The 20,416-nt window shown below is 49.5% G+C and carries 23 protein-coding genes; 17 read left to right on the forward strand and 6 right to left on the reverse strand.

The window, feature by feature from the left end; genetic code table 11:
• Window positions 1-7 precede the first annotated feature (7 nt).
• On the forward strand, window positions 8-1,270 hold the full coding sequence (ilvA, locus tag A3849_RS18235; protein ID WP_074112705.1) for a threonine ammonia-lyase IlvA: 1,263 nt from the start codon (window positions 8-10) through the stop codon (window positions 1,268-1,270).
• 78 nt (window positions 1,271-1,348) lie between these two features.
• On the opposite strand, the gene A3849_RS32155 is transcribed toward ilvA, so the two are convergent.
• On the reverse strand, window positions 1,349-2,308 hold the full coding sequence (locus A3849_RS32155; RefSeq protein ID WP_083613573.1) for a hypothetical protein: 960 nt from the start codon (window positions 2,306-2,308) through the stop codon (window positions 1,349-1,351).
• Between the two features lie 42 nt (window positions 2,309-2,350).
• The gene (locus tag A3849_RS18245; RefSeq protein ID WP_074112706.1) at window positions 2,351-3,013 is read right to left on the reverse strand and encodes a DUF1129 family protein; all 663 of its coding nucleotides are present in this window, start codon (window positions 3,011-3,013) and stop codon (window positions 2,351-2,353) included.
• A gap of 183 nt (window positions 3,014-3,196) precedes the next feature.
• On the opposite strand from A3849_RS18245, the gene A3849_RS18250 reads away from it, so the two are divergent.
• The 7 genes from A3849_RS18250 to corA all read left to right on the forward strand — a co-directional run bounded on the left by A3849_RS18250 (window position 3,197) and on the right by corA (window position 9,684).
• Window positions 3,197-3,397: a hypothetical protein gene (locus A3849_RS18250; protein ID WP_074112707.1), complete on the forward strand. Its 201-nt coding sequence runs from the start codon at window positions 3,197-3,199 to the stop codon at window positions 3,395-3,397.
• A gap of 211 nt (window positions 3,398-3,608) precedes the next feature.
• Window positions 3,609-4,439: an alpha/beta hydrolase family protein gene (locus A3849_RS18255; protein WP_074112708.1), complete on the forward strand. Its 831-nt coding sequence runs from the start codon at window positions 3,609-3,611 to the stop codon at window positions 4,437-4,439.
• 85 nt (window positions 4,440-4,524) lie between these two features.
• Complete coding sequence (locus tag A3849_RS18260) at window positions 4,525-5,301, forward strand: DODA-type extradiol aromatic ring-opening family dioxygenase (protein ID WP_074112709.1); 777 nt, start codon at window positions 4,525-4,527, stop codon at window positions 5,299-5,301.
• A gap of 335 nt (window positions 5,302-5,636) precedes the next feature.
• A complete protein-coding gene (locus A3849_RS18265) occupies window positions 5,637-6,746 on the forward strand; it encodes a DUF3048 domain-containing protein (RefSeq protein WP_074112710.1) in 1,110 nt (369 codons plus the stop codon).
• 190 nt (window positions 6,747-6,936) lie between these two features.
• On the forward strand, window positions 6,937-7,554 hold the full coding sequence (locus tag A3849_RS18270; protein WP_074084261.1) for a DUF47 domain-containing protein: 618 nt from the start codon (window positions 6,937-6,939) through the stop codon (window positions 7,552-7,554).
• 12 nt (window positions 7,555-7,566) lie between these two features.
• On the forward strand, window positions 7,567-8,556 hold the full coding sequence (locus A3849_RS18275; RefSeq protein ID WP_074084262.1) for an inorganic phosphate transporter: 990 nt from the start codon (window positions 7,567-7,569) through the stop codon (window positions 8,554-8,556).
• 168 nt (window positions 8,557-8,724) lie between these two features.
• Window positions 8,725-9,684, forward strand: coding sequence for a magnesium/cobalt transporter CorA (gene corA / locus A3849_RS18280; protein WP_074112711.1), 960 nt, complete (start codon window positions 8,725-8,727; stop codon window positions 9,682-9,684).
• 146 nt (window positions 9,685-9,830) lie between these two features.
• Here the strand turns inward: corA and A3849_RS18285 are convergent, their stop codons facing one another.
• Entirely contained in the window at window positions 9,831-10,385 is a 555-nt protein-coding gene (locus tag A3849_RS18285; RefSeq protein WP_074112712.1) for a hypothetical protein, read from the reverse strand.
• A gap of 427 nt (window positions 10,386-10,812) precedes the next feature.
• Between A3849_RS18285 and A3849_RS18290 the strand changes: the two genes are divergently transcribed.
• The 4 genes from A3849_RS18290 (at window position 10,813) to rlmD (ending at window position 14,784) form a co-directional block, all read left to right on the forward strand.
• Entirely contained in the window at window positions 10,813-11,103 is a 291-nt protein-coding gene (locus A3849_RS18290; protein ID WP_020428424.1) for a YerC/YecD family TrpR-related protein, read from the forward strand.
• Window positions 11,104-11,877, forward strand: coding sequence for a sirohydrochlorin chelatase (locus tag A3849_RS18295; protein ID WP_074112713.1), 774 nt, complete (start codon window positions 11,104-11,106; stop codon window positions 11,875-11,877). It begins immediately after the preceding gene.
• Between the two features lie 156 nt (window positions 11,878-12,033).
• A complete protein-coding gene (locus tag A3849_RS18300; RefSeq protein ID WP_074112714.1) occupies window positions 12,034-12,927 on the forward strand; it encodes a diacylglycerol kinase in 894 nt (297 codons plus the stop codon).
• A 279-nt stretch (window positions 12,928-13,206) separates the two neighbouring features.
• A complete protein-coding gene (gene rlmD, locus A3849_RS18305; protein WP_074112715.1) occupies window positions 13,207-14,784 on the forward strand; it encodes a 23S rRNA (uracil(1939)-C(5))-methyltransferase RlmD in 1,578 nt (525 codons plus the stop codon).
• Between the two features lie 152 nt (window positions 14,785-14,936).
• Here the strand turns inward: rlmD and A3849_RS18310 are convergent, their stop codons facing one another.
• Both A3849_RS18310 and A3849_RS18315 read right to left on the reverse strand, forming a co-directional pair.
• Window positions 14,937-16,118 carry a tyrosine-type recombinase/integrase gene (locus A3849_RS18310; protein ID WP_074112716.1) on the reverse strand — a complete coding sequence of 394 codons (1,182 nt, stop codon included), beginning with the start codon at window positions 16,116-16,118 and terminating at the stop codon, window positions 14,937-14,939.
• A 4-nt stretch (window positions 16,119-16,122) separates the two neighbouring features.
• Window positions 16,123-16,635 (reverse strand): helix-turn-helix domain-containing protein, encoded by a 513-nt coding sequence (locus A3849_RS18315; RefSeq protein ID WP_074112717.1) that lies wholly within the window; start codon window positions 16,633-16,635, stop codon window positions 16,123-16,125.
• Window positions 16,636-16,776: 141 nt separating this feature from the next.
• Here A3849_RS18315 and A3849_RS18320 point away from each other — a divergent pair, with 141 nt between their 5' ends.
• Both A3849_RS18320 and A3849_RS18325 read left to right on the forward strand, forming a co-directional pair.
• A complete protein-coding gene (locus tag A3849_RS18320) occupies window positions 16,777-17,028 on the forward strand; it encodes a helix-turn-helix domain-containing protein (protein ID WP_074112718.1) in 252 nt (83 codons plus the stop codon).
• An 89-nt stretch (window positions 17,029-17,117) separates the two neighbouring features.
• Window positions 17,118-17,375, forward strand: a complete 258-nt coding sequence (locus A3849_RS18325) for a hypothetical protein (protein ID WP_074112719.1) — start codon at window positions 17,118-17,120, stop codon at window positions 17,373-17,375.
• Between the two features lie 501 nt (window positions 17,376-17,876).
• Here the strand turns inward: A3849_RS18325 and A3849_RS18330 are convergent.
• A complete protein-coding gene (locus A3849_RS18330; RefSeq protein ID WP_074112720.1) occupies window positions 17,877-18,083 on the reverse strand; it encodes a hypothetical protein in 207 nt (68 codons plus the stop codon).
• A gap of 351 nt (window positions 18,084-18,434) precedes the next feature.
• Here A3849_RS18330 and A3849_RS32975 point away from each other — a divergent pair, with 351 nt between their 5' ends.
• From A3849_RS32975 to A3849_RS18340, 3 genes are all read left to right on the forward strand, one after another.
• Window positions 18,435-18,605: a hypothetical protein gene (locus tag A3849_RS32975; RefSeq protein WP_178382735.1), complete on the forward strand. Its 171-nt coding sequence runs from the start codon at window positions 18,435-18,437 to the stop codon at window positions 18,603-18,605.
• Window positions 18,606-18,675: 70 nt separating this feature from the next.
• On the forward strand, window positions 18,676-19,119 hold the full coding sequence (locus A3849_RS18335; protein ID WP_074112721.1) for a hypothetical protein: 444 nt from the start codon (window positions 18,676-18,678) through the stop codon (window positions 19,117-19,119).
• Between the two features lies 1 nt (window position 19,120).
• Window positions 19,121-19,795, forward strand: coding sequence for a hypothetical protein (locus tag A3849_RS18340; RefSeq protein ID WP_074112722.1), 675 nt, complete (start codon window positions 19,121-19,123; stop codon window positions 19,793-19,795).
• The last annotated feature ends 621 nt before the right edge of the window (window positions 19,796-20,416 follow it).

Consider the following 20,416-nt stretch of genomic DNA (forward strand, 5'->3'; position numbering starts at 1 on the left):
AAGGAAAATGAGAGAAGGCGAAGACCCGATCGTAGGAATGGAAGATATTGTGCGTGCGCATCATGTGCTGCGGGAGGTTATCGTCCGTACCCCGTTGCAATTGGATGCGGTGCTGTCGGCCAGATACGGCTGTAATGTGTATTTGAAACGTGAGGATCTGCAGATTGTCCGCTCCTTCAAGATCCGGGGGGCCTATAATATGATCCGCAGCTTGTCTGCAGAGGACAGAGCCAAGGGCATTGTCTGTGCAAGCGCGGGGAATCATGCGCAGGGTGTAGCCTACTCCTGCAAGGCTCTGGGCATTAAAGGGAAGATATATATGCCAACCACCACTCCTAATCAAAAGATTAAGCAGGTCCGGAAGTTCGGCGGGGAGTATGTTGAGGTTATTCTAAGGGGCGACACCTTCGATGATGCTTACGATGAGGCGCTGCAGGCATGCATTGATCATAGTATGACGCTGATTCATCCGTTCGATGAACCGCGGATTATTGCCGGAAACGGTACGATTGCGATGGAAGTTATGGAGAGCCTGGACAAGCCCGCTGACTTTGTGTTCGTTACCATTGGCGGAGGCGGCCTGGCAGCGGGTGTTGCCACCTATGTGAAGACGGTGAGCCCTTCTACAAAGGTTATTGGTGTTGAGCCTTCCGGCGCGGCGTCGATGAGCGAAGCGCTGAAGCGCGGAGAAGTGATCACCCTGGAAGAGATTAATAAATTTGTCGATGGCGCTGCCGTGAAACGGGTGGGCGGATTGACTTATGATATCTGCTCCCGCCGCCTTGACGATGTGGTTAAGGTGCCGGAGGGCAAGGCTTGTACGACCATTCTGGAGCTGTACAACGAGAATGCGATTGTTGTGGAGCCTGCAGGCTCACTGCCCATCGCGGCGCTTGATCTGTACCGCGACCAAATCCGCGGCAAGACGGTGGTGTGTATCATTAGCGGCGGGAACAATGATATTGACCGGATGCAGGAGATCAAGGAACGGTCGCTGATCTATGAAGGTCTTAAGCATTATTTCATGGTTAACTTTCCTCAGCGCGCTGGTGCCCTGCGCGAGTTCCTCGCTGAGGTGCTTGGACCCGGGGATGACATTACACGTTTCGAATATACGAAGAAGAATGAGAAGGAGAACGGTCCGGCGCTGGTCGGAATTGAGCTTCAGCATAAAGAGGATTACACCCCGCTCATAGAACGGATGAAGCAAAAAGGTGTGGATTATCTGGAAATCAATAAGGATCCCAACTTGTTTAATATGCTGATCTAATCCTCTATCCATTGTATACAGATGCAGAAGGCCCGTCCCAGGAAGCTATGGGGCGGGCCTTCTGCATAATATGGGAATTCAGGACTGAGGCACCTCTGTCTTCAGGTAATCGGTAACGCCATCATCCAGCTTATAGCCATTCTCCTTCAGCAGCTTCATGAAGCCCTCCAGTTTCAGGAGAAAAGGGCTGCTCTCATTGCTCTTGGAGAGAATGCTGCTGTATGCCTTCTGTGCCTCCAGATCCATCTCCAGATTGTCATAATGGAAAAGAGGGGTATTGTTTTGTCCATAAAAGGTATTGATCACATATTGGGAATACAAGGCCTTTACCGCCGACATACGGTTCGATTTGGGGTGGCTCTGGATGAACTCCTCCTGAGCCAGCGCCCGGGCGGCAACATCCCCCCAGGAAATGACCAGTCCGTTATCTTTGGAGGAAGGCAGGTCTGCTTCCGTAGCCATAATAGAAATATAATCACGGATGTCATTCGTAACGTAAACTTTATATTTGCGGTAAGCCCCATAATCAATCACCGGAAAAAAGGAGCCTTCAGCCGTCTCCAGCTTATAGCCGCTTTCCCCCGCACTCTTCAGCAGGTCCCGCAATGAAACATCCTGCGTGGTCTCGGCCAGCTTGGTCATGCTGATGCCTGCTTTGTAGACTGAAGTCAGCTTCCGCTGAACACTGCTGCTGCTGAATTTGCTCTCCCAGGTCTTCATGGCAGCCTTATGGAGATTCTCCAGCTTCAGGGTCAATACGGTTGCCTGATAAGGGCTGACCGCATAGATATTGCTGTTCAGGAACCGGACTGCCTCCGGAAGTCTGGCGGAAGAGGCCAGCAGCGGCAGAGCCGCCTTGTACACCGCTTCAGCATGACTGCTGCCCGCTTCAGCGGTCACCTTGCTTCCAGGGGCAGGGGTGGAAGCTCCAGGGGTTCCGGTGGATACACCCTCAGCCAGAACATGTCCGTTAATCCCTGCAGGCAGTCCCAGAACAGCAGTTATAGCGGCGGCTAGAAGAATTATTTTCATTTTCATGGACGTTTCCCCCTGTTTGAGTTGAACTTGGAACCCTGACATCTATGATCTGAAAAATACTAACTTTAATCCGAGCCCCCCGGCCACAGCGAGAACAAGACTTACCCAAGGGGAGATAGAAATGACCGGAAACAGGTTGTCAAGAAACACACCAAGGAATACCACCAGGATAGCAATGCCTACATAAATTCCGAGTGCCTTGATATCGAATGCCTTGGGCTTTGGCGCATCATCCTCGGATAAGGAGGACATCCATCTTATGATCATCTCCATAAGGACAATAGCCCCTGCACCTACGACAAGGATTGTAAATATACTGATCCGGTTGAACAGGCCCGCATCCCCTGTACTCCATAACAGGAGCAGACCAGCGATGGCATACACGCTGAACAGCCCTGTCAGTGCGGCACAGGAAATCATCAGGTAGTGATTCAGCTTGCTGCGTACTTTGGGGACAGAGGCGCTGCCAGTAATCTCTTTGAAATAGTCCTCAGGATGTTCGCCAAAAATCTGTTTGGCATTTTTACCTTTGCCCTGCCCCTCCAGCAGAAGTGCGGCCGCCTCCAGCAGCAGCTCCTCGGTACGGACCGGGTCTACTTTGCTGGCACGGAGCGCCAGCAGCATATCTTCATAATAAGAGCGGTTGAACGGTGTCATCTGCTCACGCAGCACGTTATTTTGTTTAATCATAGCTTTGACTTTCATAGTGAAAATATAAACCTCCAGTGGTGGTCTTAAATAGGTCTTTAACCTAGAGTATACGTTTGGGTGGCGGTTGTGTGCAAGGACAAGCATTTCTCTGCCCGGGATGAATAATCCGTTTGGAAGAGTGAACACTGTTAATGGTTCAGCTTCACCACTATAGCTTCAAGGAAGGCAGGGAGCGTTATGGATACTGATGACAGAGAAGAGACAGGCAAATTCGTGGGTGACGGCTTCGCGCCTCCACTTGCGGGTGAAGTGGGGGATTGGGGCAATTCCGACGGATTCAGCTTATGGGATTCTGAGCTGGACACGCCTGAGAATGGCCTGGAAGGCTGGCAGGGCAGACGGCAAACGCATGATATGTTTCACGAAAGCTATGAATGAATAGTAAATGAAGCGCAGTTCCTCCAGTGCTGGGCCTCTTTTGCTCCATGATGAGCAGAAGGGGCTTTTTGCTAAGCCTGCACGGCTGTTTATTCCTGCTGCTTATTGACAATAAGAACGCAAAACGTATAATGAAGATATTAATCTGACTAATTTAATCGGGATAATTATAATTTAAAATAATGTGCCTTTTTAGAGGAGGGCTTCGGCAATGGAACGGAATATTATCATTCGTCATCACGGGGAAGAATTAACCGCCAGCATCCATTATCCATCGAGGGAAAAGGGAAGCTCCGGACGCTGCAAGGAAAGGGTGCCGCTTGCGGTGATCTGCCATGGATTCGTCGGCAACCGGATCGGAGTCGACCGGATTTTTGTCAAAGCAGCCCGCGAGCTGGCTTCTGACGGATATATGGTGATCCGTTTTGATTATGTGGGCTGCGGGGAGAGCAGCGGGAACTATGGCAGTGAAGACATGGAATCGATGATTGCCCAGACCCGGGCCGTCCTTGACTATGGCATCAGCTCCGCCGATGTAGATCCTCAGCGTGTGACGCTGATCGGGCACAGTCTTGGCGGTGCGGTAGCCCTGCTCACCGGAGTGCGGGACCGCCGGGTCAAGAATCTGGTCCTGTGGGCGGCGGTAGGCTACCCGTTCAATGATATCGTAAAGATCGTGGGCAGGGAAGCTTATGACCGTTCAGTGAACAGCGGTTCATCGGATTTTGCCGGCTATTCGTTTACTCCGCTGTATTTCAACTCGCTTGCCGCTTTTCAGCCATTTCAGGAAGCCGGCAAATTCAGCGGCGATGTGCTGGTGATCCACGGTACCTCCGATGATGTGATCCCAGTGGACTACGCCTTTCTCTACCAGAAGCTGTTCTGGACACGCCCGGAGGGCCGCTGCGACAAAGAGGTGATTTTTCAGGGGGATCATACCTTCTCATCAGGTCCGGCGCAGGCGCAGTTGCTGAAGCGGACTAAGGATTGGATGAATCAACAGGAGCATGTGCAGGAAGAATGGCAGAACTGGATGATTTAGGGTTTGTCCTCCACTCGCATTAACTCAGAATAAGCGGTAAAATAAAAATGCAGACCATATACTGGGTTATGGAGGTGGGCACCCTATGAAATTACCGGCATTTTTTATTGCACATGGCTCTCCGCTGCTTGCCCTTGAGAATAACGAATATACCCGTTTCCTGGAACGGCTGGGGGCTGATCTGGGGAAACCGCGCGGCATTGTAGTCTTTTCTGCGCATTGGGACAGCCCTGAGCAGTTGATTACAGTAGATGGACAGCACGAAACCTTGCATGATTTCTATGGATTCCCGGACGAGATGTATTCGCTGACCTACCCTGCACCTGGGGATTCCGCACTCAGCCGCCGAATCTCGGAACTCTTTACCGTGAACAATCTTCCCCACCAGCCGGTGCTGGGACGGGGGCTTGATCATGGAACCTGGGTCATTCTGAAAAAGATGTTCCCGGCTGCCGATATCCCTGTAGTGGCCTTGTCTGTCGATTCCTTGCGTTCCCCGGAGGAACAATATAATATCGGCAGGATGCTGGCTCCACTGCGTGATGAGGGTATTCTGCTGATCGGAAGCGGGGGACTGGTTCATAATCTGCGGCAGCTGAAGCAGGACGACCAGCCTGAGCAATGGGCGCTTGACTTCGATGCCTGGATAGCCGCCGGTCTTGAAGCATGGAACCTGCCTGCACTGTTCGCTTATGAGAAAAAAGCACCGCATGTACGCGATGCGGTTCCCAGCTATGGACGGGAGCATTTTGTGCCGATCTTCTATGTAATGGGAACAGCCGATGAGGGCAGACGCGCACAGCTCATGATTCAAGCCTACCAATACGGGACGCTTAGCCTGAACTGCTGGATGATTGACTAAATTACACATACGATACATGGGGGATGCAGCCTGAAGAGGGGCTGTGTCCTTTTTAAAATATAAGAATTTATATGTTTCACGCAATAAATTATCCTTATATTTCTCGCTGAAACGGATACCGTCCTTAAAAGGACGGCGAAGCCGTTTCCACTTGGTAGGGAATCAAGACAAATGAACTCCGCTATGATTAAATGGAAGAACGAAGCCAGTTTTATTACGTAGAAGGATCAGGATGAAAGGCTCCATAAAACTAAGCGCATGCTTACGAAGCCAGTTTTGTCGAAGCTGATTCACGAAGACAATGCTTACAAAACTTTTAGGAGGAAAAAATACATATGACCCTAAGCCGTTATTCTTCCCGACTAATCTCCGGCTGTCTCCTTGCGGCCCTGCTGCTCTCTGCCTGTGGGGATCAGGAGGCGGAGAGCGTTCCTGCGCCTTCACCTGCGGCAGTGCCTACCCTTGCGCCATCCCCTGCTGTCTCTGCTGAGCCGTCACCGGATGCCAAGCCTGTGATCGGGGGGATCACCTCCGGGCTGACCGGGCTTCCGCTGGAAGAGAGCATGCTGCCCCGTCCCTTGGCAGTGATGATCAACAATGCGCCGGCTGCACGGCCCCAATCAGGAATCAGCGAGGCGGATATTCTGTATGAGGTGCTGGCTGAAGGCGGAATTACGCGGCTGATCGGGATTTTTCAGAGCCATACCGGCGTGGTCAAGATCGGGCCGATCCGCAGCATCCGCCCGTATCTTATCGACATCGGTGAAAGCTATGGCGGCGTGACGGTACATGCGGGAGGGAGTCAGGCGGCGTATGCCATTCTCCAGAAGGGGAAAAAGGACGACATGGACGAGATCGGCAGAGCCGGAGCCTATTTCTGGCGCGACAAGGAGCGCAAAGCTCCGCATAATCTGTACAGCAATGCCGCCAAGCTGCGTGAGGGTGCGGACAAGCTGGGATACGCCGGAACGGTAGAGGTTCCCGGGTATCTTTTTACAGATTCCGATGATTTGCCGGCCGGGGGAGGGGCTGCGGCAGAGTTCAATGTCAACTTTTTGCTGAAAAGCTATACCGTGGGGTATAAATATAGCACTGAGCGGAGGACCTATCTGCGCTGGGTGAACGGCAAGCCGCATCTGGATCTGAATGACGGAAATCCGGTCGAGGCGGCCAATGTAATGGTGATGGGGGCTGACCATAAAGTGCTAGACGATGTGGGTAGACTGCAGATCGACATCGAGCTGGGAGGGGAGGCCGTGCTGTTTCAACGTGGACAAGTGCAGAAGGGAAGATGGTCCCGCAAGCCTGGAGATGTAATCCGCTTCGTGAAGAAGGATGGCACAGAGGCGCTGATGTATCCCGGAATTACCCATATTCTGATTGTACCGAACAGCCCTTCCTTCAGCAGTCATATCGAATATGCACCGATCCCCGTTCCTACCTGATACGGACGCCAAAAGAAGCCGTTAGGATGATTATTTTCACGATTACAGGGAATTGTTATTATAGTGTAAAAAAGTTCGTTTCTTTTACTTCTATACCTTCAATTGATATGATAAGATAACAAGGGTTGTCATTCATTTTCATGCTGTTTACATATGAATGGCTGCATTTTATGTAAAGGGGTTTAAACTAATGAAGTTGAGAAAAAAGGACATATTCTTTGAGACACTGGAAAATATGGCCGATACCATTGTCCAGGCGGCAGATTATTTCGCTCAGAATATTACGACTCTGCGGGATAATGTCGAGAATTTCGCAGCGGTGATGAAGAAATATGAATCCCAATGCGACACGTACACGCACACCGTCATCAAGGAATTGAACAAGACGTTTATCACACCGCTGGAACGCGACGATATTATGGACCTCATCACGAGTATGGATGATGTTATTGATGGTCTGGAAGCTTCAGCCTCACGTTTCTATATGTACAACCTGTTGGACCCGGACGAATATATCGTGCAGTTCGCAGAGATTCTCCGCCAGTCCGCCTATGAAATTCAAAAAGCGGTCCACTTGCTCTCCCAGAAGAAGCTGCTGGCCATCCGCGAGTACACCATTCGTCTGAACGATCTGGAGAACCAGGGCGACGAAGTACTCCGCATCTGCACCAAAGCCCTGTTTGAAACGGTAAAAGACCCGATTGAGCTGATTAAGCGCAAAGAGCTGTACGAGCGGCTTGAAACTACAACCGACAAATGCGAAGATGTAGCGAACATGCTGGAATCGATCATCATGCGCAACTCATAAGGGGCCTGGAATATGGAAACATCAATATTTGTGCTAGGTTTTGTGATTGTTCTAGCCCTTGCATTTGACTTCATCAACGGATTCCACGATACGGCTAATGCGATCGCTACCTCGGTCTCCACACGGGCGCTTCGCCCACGGACGGCTATTCTTATGGCGGCTTCCATGAACTTTATCGGGGCGCTGATGTTTACAGGGGTAGCCAAAAAAATCGGGGGCAGCATCACCGATCCGGCCCTGCTGGACAACGGGGTAGATATTGTCATAGCTACACTGATCGCCGCGATTATCTGGAATCTGGTGACCTGGTGGCTGGGGATTCCATCCTCCTCCTCCCATGCGCTTATCGGTGCATTGGCTGGAGCGGTCTACGTAGGTGCCGGTACGGAGCATATCAAATGGCATGGCTTTATCGAAATCGTCGAGGGGCTCGTATTCTCCCCGCTGATTGCCTTTGTCATTGGTTATATTGTCATGACGATCCTAAAATGGATCTTCGCCAAACGCAGTCCGCATACCGTGAACAAGGGCTTCCGGTCCATGCAGGTCATTACTGCGGCGCTTCAATCCTTCACGCACGGTACCAATGACGCCCAGAAGGCGATGGGGATTATCACCTTTGCACTCGTGACCTCAGGCCGTCTGGACACCATGGAAGTTCCTTTATGGGTTAAAATCGCTGCGGCAACGTCCATGGCGCTGGGGACATCCATTGGCGGCTGGAAGATTATCAAGACCATGGGAACGAAGATTTTCAAAATTGAGCCTATTAACGGCTTCGCGGCCGATATTTCCGCCGCTTCTGTTATTTTCTCGGCTACACTTCTGCATCTGCCGGTAAGTACAACACATGCCATCACATCATCTATTCTCGGTGTAGGCTCAGCCAAACGCTTCTCTGCTGTAAAATGGGGAATCGCCGGACGCATTGTGATCACCTGGTTTATTACCATTCCGATCAGCGCCGTGTTGGCAGGGATTATTTTCAAAATCATATTCTAAGCAGCATGGCTGCATATCAAGATGTCACGGAAGCCAAGAATGGCTGCGGACATCTTTTTTTGTTGGCCGGGGGGCAGCTGTCTACCATTTGGGGGGAAGGCGCTTCTTACTGTACAATGGTTAGGTGTAAGATTGAGCAGTGGAAGATGCAATAGACGGGGGACTTATATGATACGAACGCTTGCAGTTACACATAAGGGTGAGGTGTTGACGGATCTGCCGCTTCAGGATATTACCCTGGCAGACTATGCCTGGATCTGGGCCGATTTTTCCACCCCTACAGCGGAGGAGACCCTGCTGCTGGATACTTATTTTCATTTTCATCCCTTGGCGATTGAAGACTGCATGCATATCCTGCAGCGCCCGAAGCTGGATTATTATGAGAACGTGCAGTTTTTTGTGCTGCATGCGCTTAATGAACGGACGCTGGAAGCCGAGGAGATTGACCTGTTCCTTAGCAAAGGCTTTCTCGTATCCTATCATCATCAGGAGAAACCGGAGATGGATGAAGCCTGGCAGATGGTAAAGGCGGAAATTCATAGCCGCAAAGGCTGGTCAGGCGGTCCGATGGCGGCTGCGTATACCGTGATGGATAAGCTGGTGGACCGGTATTTTCCAAGCTTGTACGGTTTGGAGGATGAGCTTGCCGATCTGGAGAGCCAGGGCGGCAGCGAGTCTGTGGAAGAGCTCATGAGCCAGGTATTCAATGTACGCGGCCGTCTGCTTAAGCTGCGCCGGACCATCGTGCCGATGCGTGACCTGATGTACCGGATCGTCAATTCACAGCATGTGCAGAGCAACGGTGAGGAACGGATCTATTTTGGCGATATTTATGATCATCTGCTGAAGCTGACCGATATGATCGAAGTGGACCGGGAAATGACTGCCGATCTGCGTGACAGCTACATCTCGCTCAACTCCAACCGGATGAACTCGATCATGAAGACCCTGACGGTTATCACAACCGTCTTCATGCCGCTGACCCTGATCGCCGGAATATACGGCATGAATTTTCGGGTAATGCCGGAGCTGGACTGGAAATACGGCTACTTTGGAGTCTTGCTGCTGATGCTGGTGCTCGGCGTGGGCATGTTCCGCTGGTTCCGGCGCAGCGGCTGGTTTAAGTAAAGGGGATATTAGTATTCAACAAGCGCCAGATTTGACTGAAGCGTACCTTGAGAGGTACGCTTTTTAGTTTGGAGCTTGCAGCTATACCGCGAAGCGATGTACGGCAGAACCGTTAAAGGCTGTTCGCCAAAAGCGTTAAACGCCGCCTACTTGCGGCGGCGTTTAACGGAGGCTGGGGAGGATTTGCGCCGGCTCTTCGGAGCCTTTTTTTTGCGTGGCTGTGACCCTTGGCGTCTCTTCTTGCGCCGTTTGGGACTGTAGAGTGCCGCGTCTTCTTCAGCTGCCAGCTCGCCTGCCCCCGAGCCCTTCTTCTTGCCAAAGCTGCCCATGACCAGCTTCATCATCGGGGCCATCTGCTGAAATCCCTGCATAACCTTCTGCACCTTGCCCATGGAATTGACAATGCCGTCAACGCCGCCCAGCCGGTCAACGATGCCCTTGATCTGCTCCATGTTGGCGAGATTTCCAAGATTGCCAAGTCCTCCGAGCAGTCCGCCGGGTTTGGCGGCAGCAGCTTCGGTAACGGGGACGGCCAGAGCCGTCTCTGCGGCTGCTTCTGTGCCTACGGCAGGAAGCATTCCGGATTCCCCGTAGAAGGGGGGCTGGCCATATGAACTGATCCCGGGATACGGCGATGAAGGATACGGCTCGGCCAGCGAACGCCCGCCCCGGCGGGAATGATTATAGTAATGATCAGGCATAACATCACATTCCTTCGTTAGTGGTTTGATATACTGTATGTCATAGGCGAACATAAGGTATAGACGAACGCCCGGTTTACCGGGATAGCAGCGGAAAAGGGCGGATGCCCACCTGGCAGTTCGGAAGTGAAGAAACCGTGACCATGCTTGATTTTCGGCGCTTATGTAGTACTATAGTTAAGGCAGTAAATCTTGCGATTTCAGATTAGGAGTCTGAATGCAGGATTCATTTTGTACGCGTGGGGTGGACGTTTGTCCGTCGATTTCGTTCTTTACAGCGTGAAACCGTTAATGCTTGAAAAATGTGCTCCAGTACAATATAGTAGAGGCAAGATAGTCACTACATTTAGGCTTTTGAACTCTTTTTTTTGAAGGATATCTCATCAGTGATGTCAGCACTGACCAAACTTTTAGGGGATGATAATCGATGCAGCTTAAGAAGCTAAACGATAAAAGTATAGACCAATTATTCGAAGCCATTTTAACTTTAAAAGATATGGAAGAATGCTATGTGTTTTTTGATGACCTGTGCACGGTGAATGAGATTCAATCCCTCTCGCAGCGTCTGGAAGTGGCGCGTATGCTGGGCAAAGGGTCTACATACAATCAGATTGAGGCAGAGACTGGAGCCAGCACTGCGACGATTTCGCGTGTGAAGCGCTGCCTGAACTACGGGAATGACGGATACAAATTAACGCTGGAACGTTTAGGACGATAATTGATGAAGACGGGCGTACTGATTATCAGTCACGGCTCCCGCGATCAGGCCTGGGTGTCGATTGTCGAGGAAGCTGTAAGCCATTTGGCGCTGGAGGAAGAGATGCCCGTTGCGGTTTCTTTTCTGGAGCTGGTAGAAGGCCGTTTGATTCAGGATGGTATAGATAGTCTGGAACATGCAGGGGTCACAGATATTATTGTGATCCCCTTGTTTGTTTCTTCCGGCAGTACACACGTCGATGAAATAGAGTATGCGCTGGGCGCCAAGCCTGCGCCTGAGAAGGAGACCGACCTTGAACCGTTTGCCGTCAAGGCCAGGGTGCATTACGGCTACCCGGTCGATGACGATCCGGATATAGCTGTTATGATCTGGGACAAGCTGCGGGGGCTATCCAAGCATCCGGAGCGGGAGACGATTCTGCTGGTGGGCCATGGCAGCGTCCATGACGGGTTCCGGCAGCGCTGGCAGCAGGGGATATCCTCGCTGGCTGAGCGTGTGTGCCGGGTTAGCGGTGCAGCAGCAGCGGACTACGGTCTGCTGAACCCGGACAGTGTACGGAGCAAGGTGGAGTTTTGGCAGGGGCAGGGCCATGATGTATTGGTGGCTCCGCTTTTTTTAAGTGAAGGCTATTTCACCAAGCATGTTATTCCCGGGCGGCTCAGCGGCCTGAAGTATGCCTATTCAGGACAAACGCTGCTGCCGCATCCCTTATTGCCGCACTGGATTGAGCAGCAGGTGAAGGTTATGCTGGAACGGATTCGGGAACGCTGTTAAGAAGATTTTGCAGCAAAAGATAGCATTTCCGGTATTGATTTCATCTCCTCCTGCATACATTGATTTATGCATTCTGCTTGCCGTCATTGCTTGTGTGGTTCCGAATTGGGTATAATCAGTAAAGTTATCAATTATATAAACAGGTGGCGTCCGGTAATGAAAACTGCGAGATTGATCTATAATCCCACTTCTGGTCGGGAAGAAATGAAGAAGCGGCTTGCCGATATTTTGGACCGGCTGGATATTGGCGGCATTGAAGCCTCGTGCCATGCAACAACCGGAGAGGGCGATGCTACAGCAGCCGCAGCGGAAGCCGTCGAACGCGGGTGTTATGATCTGATCATAGCGGCGGGTGGCGACGGTACGCTGAATGAGGTTATCAATGGTATGGCCGAGAAGCCGAATCGTCCTCCTCTCGGTGTATTTCCGGTGGGGACTACCAATGATTTTGCCCGGGCGATGGGTATCCCTAAGAACTGGGAGGATTCATGTGATCTGATTCTGCGTCAGGAGTCGCGCCTAATTGATCTTGGCAAAGCCAATGACCGTTATTTCATTAATATAGCCGGCGGCGGACAACTGACTGAGCTGACATACGAGGTTCCCAGCCGACTGAAGACTATGATGGGCCAGCTTGCGTACTACCTGAAGGGGATTGAAAAAATGGCCAGTCTCTCTCCGCAGGAGCTGTACATCCGCGCGAACGGTCAAGAGCTGATCCATGACGAGTTCATGCTCTTCCTGATCGCCAATACCAATTCCGTAGGCGGCTTTGAGAAGCTTGCTCCGGATGCCCGGATCGACGATGGACTATTCGACGTAATCGCGGTCAAGAAATGTAACCTGGCCGAATTTATCCGCCTGGTCAGCCTGACGATCCGCGGTGAGCACTTGCAGGATAAGAAGGTTGTCTATTTCCGCACCGATGCCATGGAGGTTACCTCCCCAGGCTATGTTCAGCTGAATCTGGACGGCGAGCTTGGCGGCACCTTGCCGGGTAATTTCAGTATACTGCCGCAGCATCTGCGGATTTTTGCACAGAATAATTGAGCGGGAATCCTTCAATAACGGGAAAAACTCCAACTAAATAGGCTGGAAAGTCTCTGTGCGCTGAAATAGTTGGAATTGCTCCATTTAATTCGTGTAACAAGCTCTTCTTTGAATGTTGAGCCGGCGAATTAGCTGGAGTTTTTCCATTTAAGTGCTTCTAAAATGACAATGAGATATAATAAGCTGGAGGAATTCCAATTAAATGTATGATATAGGTGCTTCCGAGGATCATAGTTAGGAAGCTTAATAGTGAAGCTAATGAAAGAAGTGAACCCATAGATGAGTAAACAACGCAGTGGACGCAGCGCAAGCCGCCGTGACGGCTCGGCACCTGCCGCCGGACTGCCAGTGAATAAGAATGACGAGGTGATGCTCGATATTATCGGCATGACCCATGAAGGCGAGGGGGTAGGCCGGGTAGAGGGCTTTACCCTTTTTGTGCAGGGCGCGCTACCCGGTGAGAAGGTCCGGGCCAGGGTACTTAAGACCAAGAAGCAGTATGGCTATGCCAAGCTGCTTGAGCTTGTGCAGGCCAGCGGCGACCGGACCCAGCCGCCTTGCCCGATCTACGACCAATGCGGTGGCTGCCAACTGCAGCATATGGACTACACGGCTCAGCTGGCGTGGAAACGCCAGCTGGTGGTGGACAACCTGCAGCGGATCGGGAAGCTGCAGATTACGGGGGCACCGGGGAGAGGTGCTATAGCTGGAAGCGGGGGTGCAGAAGGAGCCGCTGAAGCGGCGAACCTCACTGCCGAGGCGGAAATTGGGGCGTCTGATGGGGATAACGTGTCGAGTGTAAGCGCAAGTGCTGCGGGGGCACAGGCTGACGGCATCATCGTACGGCCTACCCTTGGCATGGACGAGCCTTGGCGATACCGCAACAAAGCCCAGGTGCCTATCGGGGTCACCGAAGGCGGACTTGTGGGCGGATTCTACGCCCGCGGCAGCCACCGGATTGTCGACATGGAGACCTGTCTGATCCAGCATGAACATAACGACGATGTCGTAGCTGCAGTGAAGCGAATCGGCAAAGAGCTTGGCATCTCTGCTTACGATGAAGAAACCGGACGCGGGCTACTGCGTCACGTCGTAGTGAAGAAGGCCTTCCGCACCGGCGAGATGATGCTCGTACTGGTAACCAACGGCCGCGATATCCCGCATCTGGAGGCCTGGATTGGCAGCATCCGTGAGGCGCTGCCGCAAGTGGAGAGTATCTGCCAGAACGTGAACACCCAGCGGACGAATGTGATCTTCGGCAGCGAAACCCGTGTCCTGTGGGGCAGAGACGTCATCTACGACTACATCGGAGATGTACAGTTCGCCATTTCTGCCCGTTCCTTCTATCAGGTGAACCCGGCACAAACTGAGGTGCTGTACGGTAAAACCGTAGAATACGCCGGATTGACAGGAAATGAAACGGTAATTGATGCCTACTGCGGCATCGGAACGATCTCGCTGTTCCTGGCACAGCACGCGGCTAAGGTGTACGGTGTTGAGATTGTGCCTGAAGCGATTGAAGACGCGCGTTCTAATGCTAAGTTGAATGGGATGAAGAATGTAGTGTTCGAGGTAGGCGCGTCCGAAGACGTGATCCCGAACTGGAAAGAGCAGGGCATCACACCGGACGTGATCGTTGTTGATCCGCCGCGTAAGGGCTGCGATCCTAGGTTATTAGAGACAATCCTTGCAATGAAGCCGGAGCGTGTGGTGTATGTGTCGTGTAATCCATCGACACTGGCGAGGGATTTGCGGGTGCTGGAGGATGGCGGGTACAAGACAGTGGAGGTAACTCCGGTGGATATGTTCCCGCATACGGTGCATGTGGAGTCAGTGGCTTTGTTGGTGAAGAGTTAGTACAGGGGATAAATCCCTTATATATAAAGGATTTTAATTGTGATACAGGGTTTCCTGAATTGTTGTAACAGCAGGGGATTTGTTGGTTTGGTGCTAAACTGGTGCTATTAATTTAAAGGACGACGTCATGGCTCATAATGCGTCGTCTTTTTCTATGCTTTTGTTTTGCGCGTACTGGGTAAGAATAGTACATCGCTTACCTTGTTCGCTGCATCTTTATCAGCTTCCAGCAATGCATGACCGTAAATGTTCATTGTCGTTGTGATATTCCCATGCCCCAGGCGCTCTGATATGACTTTAGCATGTACGCCCTTATTTATTAATAGAGTAGCGGCAGTATGCCGCAAATCATGAAATCGGATATAGCGTAGCTTGTTCTTTTTAAGAAATCCGCGAAACCACAGGTAAGGGCGTTCATGGTGAAATGCCTTCCCATCTGGATGGGCAAAAATAAATAAATGTTCCCCGCCTTCCCATGAATCCCCGAGCTTATCCCGTTCTCTGCCTTGCTGAACTTGGTAGTCCCGCAATAGTTCCAGCATTGGTTCGGATAGCCCTACTTTGCGTCTGGATTTTCGTGTCTTTGGCTCCTTAACACGGGCTACACCTGCTGTAGTAGTTGAAACGCTTTGAAGAACGTTTAGTAATCCTTTCTCCCAGTCAACGTGCTTCCATTCCAGGGCTAACAATTCACCGCGACGTAGACCGGTATGAATGGCCAACTTAATCATGACGCGCCAGTGGAATGGTTCTTTCTCTAATGCCTGCATAAGCGTCTGAACTTCGTTTTCATCGTAAGGCAGAACGTCTTTATAGCTTACTTTGGGTTTTTGTACGCCAGCTGCAGGGTTACGCTTAATAACTTCCCATTCTACAGCGCGTGAAAAGATATTTTTTAAAATTCGGTGATTATATTGGATAGTTCCTGATGCTAGGCCACCTTCTTTACCGTCTTCTCGCCCCCCGTCTTCACCTAAAGCTTTTAGATAACTGACGATATGCATTGGTTTTATATCTTCTAGCTGTAGATGACCAAAGGTGGGTAAAATTCGCAGTTTAAGGTTCGATTCATAGGTATACATTGTTCTTTCCTCTAACTGCTCAATAGCATATTTGTCACGCCATATTTTCACGAATTCTAAAAAGGTCATTTTTTGGGGCTTAATGTATTGGCCTGCTTCAATTTCAGTTTTAAATTTTGCATATTCGCTTTCTGCTTCGCGCTTCGTTCTGCATTTAACTGTTTTAGTGTGACGAATATATTTACCACTTGAGTCCTTTCCACTGGTAACTGTCAGTCTCCAGGAGTCTCCGCGTTTTACGATATTAGCCATAAATTTACTCCCTTTCTTCGGCAAATAGGTATTCTAAAATTCCAGTAATACGTTCACGATCATGGGTAGACAGGGGCTTACCCCGATAGGTGATATCATGAATTTTTAAAAATTCTTTAAGCTCCCTAGTTTTTGAAATCTCTTCTAAAAGCTGTAGTTCTTTTTCAGCCTGCTGCAATTCGCTCTTAGCGCTTTTGAGGTTCAGGTCTGCATCTTTTATTGTGTGGGTTGTGTTTTGCAGTGTCTGCGTTAGCCCCTTTAATTCATTCACCCGGTCAATATCTGCTATTGTTTCAACTGGAAGAAAACCTGCCTTGGCCATCAAATCAATGTATGGTTTTCCTAATACTGCTGAGAGCTTTTTAAGAATTTCTGGCGATGGTACGCCACGTTCTCCTCTTTCTATTTGTGAAATATACGGTTGTGAGACTCCCGATTCTTCAGCCAATTTTGCCATGGATAACTTTGCTTCCTTACGAAGTGCTTTTAAGTATTGTCCGAATTCTGTCGCGTCCAAAATATATCAACCTCCTATAAGAGAAATAATATACGCATTCAATAACAAATGCAATAATTATAATTGCAAAAACAATAATGATGATGTATCATTCAATTACAACAGCAATAATATTGCAATATCATTGAAAGAGGCGATCATATGAGTAAACTCATGACGGCTGCAGAAGCAGCGGAATTTTTGGGAGTAAGTCAATCAACTGTCTATTTAGAAATTAGAGAAGGCCGGGAAGGTTGCATACCGCACATTAAAGTAAGGAATCGCTATTTATTCCAAAAAGACAAGTTGGAAGCCTGGCTAGAGAATCAACCGACTAATAAGGTTTCCGTAAATGGTCGGGAGGCTGATTTCGACTTAACTCAGCAAAACGAAGGGGCAAAGCAGCAAGAATAAGGGGCAGTGAAATTTACAGGCACGGATCACCTAGTTACAGCAAAAACGCGACGATATTATCCGATAATTTTAGAGAGGGGCATAATACGATGGATGAAAAAAAGGTAGAACGGATCGAAGTTGCAGCTATGGAGGATAAGGAGTACAGAATGCATATGAGCGAAGCAATTCGCCATCTGGATAGCTTGATTGAACAACTGGACCCTGCCAGCAGGGAAGCACTCATGGAAGTCGAAATCGAACTGGCGCTAGCCCAGGGCGTCGCGATCCGTAAAGCGTTCCTCCAGGGCGTGGAAGCCGGGAAGAAACTGGTACATAGCCAGGCCCAGGCCCAGGCCCAGGCGTAGGCGTAGGCGGCTACGGCCATAAGCGGGCCGCATGCATCGCCGCGACCTCAACGACGATAGCGCGGAAAGCGCCAGGATAGAAGTGCAGCACAAACCATTATAAGAAGTCGGGGCCGGTCCTGGTAACGGGGCGCGGCCTTTTGCTTGCAGATGGTCCCAGAGAAATTCGCTGTAGAAATGAGAACACATGTTCGGAATACATAATTTGCGCGAATTTCAGGTGAGGGGTACTAAAGAGAATTCCAAAACGGTTGAGTAAAAAACAAAATGGACCCCCCTATGAAAAATCAGTGACCCATTATATTATTTTCGTTTCGCCGCCCCCTGAACATTACAGCATGGGAAGAGAAAAGAATGATAATCAATTGTAATTAATTAATAATATAATAATAAATATTATTTATTATTATAATTTAATATATATATTATATAGTGTTTATTTTTTGAATTTCTTCTGGGATTATTTGGATAAAAGGCGGCTGTGTCCTTCGTGGCTAGGCCCTACTGTGGGTTGAATTTATAGAAGTGCTTCATGTACGCTCTGTTTGCAGCCTTTAGTGCTTCCTCTGACGGTTGGTTCTTCACTGTCGCAGTAACGTTGTAGCCGTGACTCTGATACTTGAGGACCTTCTGTCCCAACTCATTGTATGTTATCTCTGCAGAAGAAATTGTACTTTCGTAATGCTCATTCACTGCCTTTTTCTCCATTCTTTCCTGCTCCTTTCTTCAAACCGCTTCGGACACGGGATATGTTTTGATTACTAATACTATAATAGTTTTTCCAAGAATAAACCTTGGGATTATATGGGGTTATGCATTAACCGTAGCTTGTGGGTAACGTTTACATAAGGGGGATTGACAGGTGTAAAAGCCAATGTTAGCCTGTTTTTAGGAACACAAGCAGCATACGTAGTGGTCGGTTTCATCGTTAAGCGACCCGATAAATCGTAACGATAGGCGGAGAGGTGTCAAAGGCTTCGCCAGCATTTAGGAAGCGGCTAGAAAAAGGCTTCCAATGCTGGCGAAGCCTTTTTATTTTACCTTTAAGGAGCGCTGAAAATGGAAAAAAACAAATCGAATAAGACGGATCGGAGGGAATACATGCGACAGTATTCCCGTGAATGGCGCAAAAAGAATCCAGAAAAAGAACGGGAAAAACAAGAACGCTATTGGGCGCGTCGTTTAGGGATGCAGCCAGTGGTGTCGGCCAGTCCAGTCGAAAATCATTAAAGGAAAAAAGGGGTTTTGGAGTCCATCCTACATTTTTCGAAACAAACTTATGAATCTTCTGGGGGATTGTATGGGATATACACCGACTGATAAACCATGGAGTTTAAAACAACTGCGTGCAATTTATGAAGCTGAGCTTCCAGCTATGCTTGAAGAAAGGGATAGGCAGATAGCACTTTTAAGAGGTGGGCAAGACGATAAGCCTGAAAGCTGGTGGCCAGAGTGGAATGAAGAACAAGCGGAAGACAGCTTTACAAACGCTGTAGAATTGCGAAGTTTATTCGACCCGGATTTAAAGCTGGCAAAGCGCTGGATTGCGTATGTGTCCAAGGAAAATCCTCAAGCTAGAAAGTTAGAAAGGTTACTCCATCAGGCGTCTAATAGGGTCCTGGAAATTTTGTACGAATGGAAGGACCTAACACTTCTTTCATTTGCCATAATTACCTGGAACTTAATTGCTGATCGGATAATTGAATTGTGGGACAAGTGCGAAAATGCTGTAAGGGAGGGATAGCGTGCAACAATCTGAACTAGAGAATGCACGGAATCTGCACGAAAAGGCTGACGCTATGAATTTAATAAGCACACGCTGGGATAGGCCAGTGCTCTTATGTGGCGCTAAACGGAAGCGTGTAAACGCAAGGTGTAAAAATCTTGCCGGTATGGGAACGGAGCATTTAGGGTATGGCCGTTGTAAATTTTGTGGGGGGAAAAGTACAGGTCCTAAAACTGATGGTGGTAAGGCGGCGGTTAGCCAAAACCCTAGAAAACATGGATTTTACAGTCCTGCGCTACATGGTCAAGAGAAGACAACTTATGAGAAATTACGAATGCAAATGGTAGTTACCCTGGAAGATGAAATTCATATGTGGAAGGCCAAATTGTTAACCTATCTGAAAAAATGGGAAAGCGTTCGACAGGAAAAGGGTGAAGAAGCTACACGCGTATGGTTTAAGGATGGAAACGAGAGGGCTTATTATTACGCTGCAACGGCAGAGGATCGCGTAGTTAGCCGAAACTTAGAAACAATTGGAAGGCTAGTGGAGAAGCATGCAAGGCTTACCCAGGAATCGGGTGACGATCTATTGACGGCGATAAATAAGGAATTGCAGCAAGCCAGCGAAAGCAGGATAACGGTAAGCTGGGGAGGGAAAGCACAAAGTAGAACCGCCGAAAAGCCCTTAGAATAATCCGTACTTACTCCTGCATTTTTATGCACTGTGTGAAAAAGATGTTTATTTACATGAACATACTGCGCGAACGGGTTCACTGTGACTATAGCAATAGAAAGGAACATGACCAGGTGTACATTGAAGGATACGTTTCCAAAAATAACATACGACGTTGGTTAGACAACTACACGGCCATGGTATTAGGTGACAAACCCTTAAATGCCATGCCAACCAACAGCAGCCCGAAGGACTACGACGGCGTAACTGGAGGTCGGTTAAATAAGATCATGCTAGACGACGCCATAAAAAAGCTGTCAAACCTGGAACGGACCTGCCTTTCTTGCAAGTGGATACGGGAAATGCGGACAGCCGAAGCTTTGCAGGTTCTAGGGATTACTAAGGCTGAGTATACAAGGGGCTGTAACGCTACCATAGATTCGATATACGCAAGCATTAATGGCCCTATGGCTGGAATTAAGCGGCTTATGAAGCAAATAGCCCAATAAAAAGAAGTCTTTACTTCTTCCTTCACGATTTCGGTTAAATCGGTGCCCCCCACGATTGGGTTAAAATCGGCGTCCTCAACGGTGGAGGTAAACCGATTTGAGCTAATTGTGGGTGATTAAATGGCAAGGGAGT

The sequence above is a fragment of the Paenibacillus sp. P46E genome (assembly GCF_001909095.1).
Classification (GTDB): domain Bacteria; phylum Bacillota; class Bacilli; order Paenibacillales; family Paenibacillaceae; genus Paenibacillus_AQ; species Paenibacillus_AQ helianthi.

What these genes read in the sequence shown, in the direction of transcription:
- A3849_RS18330 (WP_074112720.1), bottom strand. Translation starts at nt 18,083, where the DNA reads ATGGAGAAAAAGGCAGTGAATGAGCATTACGAAAGTACAATTTCTTCT.
- A3849_RS18310 (WP_074112716.1), bottom strand. Translation starts at nt 16,118, where the DNA reads ATGGCTAATATCGTAAAACGCGGAGACTCCTGGAGACTGACAGTTACC.
- A3849_RS32975 (WP_178382735.1), top strand. Translation starts at nt 18,435, where the DNA reads ATGGAAAAAAACAAATCGAATAAGACGGATCGGAGGGAATACATGCGA.
- rlmD (WP_074112715.1), top strand. Translation starts at nt 13,207, where the DNA reads ATGAGTAAACAACGCAGTGGACGCAGCGCAAGCCGCCGTGACGGCTCG.
- A3849_RS18285 (WP_074112712.1), bottom strand. Translation starts at nt 10,385, where the DNA reads ATGCCTGATCATTACTATAATCATTCCCGCCGGGGCGGGCGTTCGCTG.
- A3849_RS18250 (WP_074112707.1), top strand. Translation starts at nt 3,197, where the DNA reads ATGGATACTGATGACAGAGAAGAGACAGGCAAATTCGTGGGTGACGGC.
- A3849_RS18320 (WP_074112718.1), top strand. Translation starts at nt 16,777, where the DNA reads ATGAGTAAACTCATGACGGCTGCAGAAGCAGCGGAATTTTTGGGAGTA.
- A3849_RS18260 (WP_074112709.1), top strand. Translation starts at nt 4,525, where the DNA reads ATGAAATTACCGGCATTTTTTATTGCACATGGCTCTCCGCTGCTTGCC.
- A3849_RS18245 (WP_074112706.1), bottom strand. Translation starts at nt 3,013, where the DNA reads ATGAAAGTCAAAGCTATGATTAAACAAAATAACGTGCTGCGTGAGCAG.
- A3849_RS32155 (WP_083613573.1), bottom strand. Translation starts at nt 2,308, where the DNA reads ATGAAAATGAAAATAATTCTTCTAGCCGCCGCTATAACTGCTGTTCTG.
- A3849_RS18270 (WP_074084261.1), top strand. Translation starts at nt 6,937, where the DNA reads ATGAAGTTGAGAAAAAAGGACATATTCTTTGAGACACTGGAAAATATG.
- A3849_RS18290 (WP_020428424.1), top strand. Translation starts at nt 10,813, where the DNA reads ATGCAGCTTAAGAAGCTAAACGATAAAAGTATAGACCAATTATTCGAA.
- ilvA (WP_074112705.1), top strand. Translation starts at nt 8, where the DNA reads ATGAGAGAAGGCGAAGACCCGATCGTAGGAATGGAAGATATTGTGCGT.
- corA (WP_074112711.1), top strand. Translation starts at nt 8,725, where the DNA reads ATGATACGAACGCTTGCAGTTACACATAAGGGTGAGGTGTTGACGGAT.
- A3849_RS18255 (WP_074112708.1), top strand. Translation starts at nt 3,609, where the DNA reads ATGGAACGGAATATTATCATTCGTCATCACGGGGAAGAATTAACCGCC.
- A3849_RS18265 (WP_074112710.1), top strand. Translation starts at nt 5,637, where the DNA reads ATGACCCTAAGCCGTTATTCTTCCCGACTAATCTCCGGCTGTCTCCTT.
- A3849_RS18325 (WP_074112719.1), top strand. Translation starts at nt 17,118, where the DNA reads ATGGATGAAAAAAAGGTAGAACGGATCGAAGTTGCAGCTATGGAGGAT.
- A3849_RS18335 (WP_074112721.1), top strand. Translation starts at nt 18,676, where the DNA reads ATGGGATATACACCGACTGATAAACCATGGAGTTTAAAACAACTGCGT.
- A3849_RS18300 (WP_074112714.1), top strand. Translation starts at nt 12,034, where the DNA reads ATGAAAACTGCGAGATTGATCTATAATCCCACTTCTGGTCGGGAAGAA.
- A3849_RS18275 (WP_074084262.1), top strand. Translation starts at nt 7,567, where the DNA reads ATGGAAACATCAATATTTGTGCTAGGTTTTGTGATTGTTCTAGCCCTT.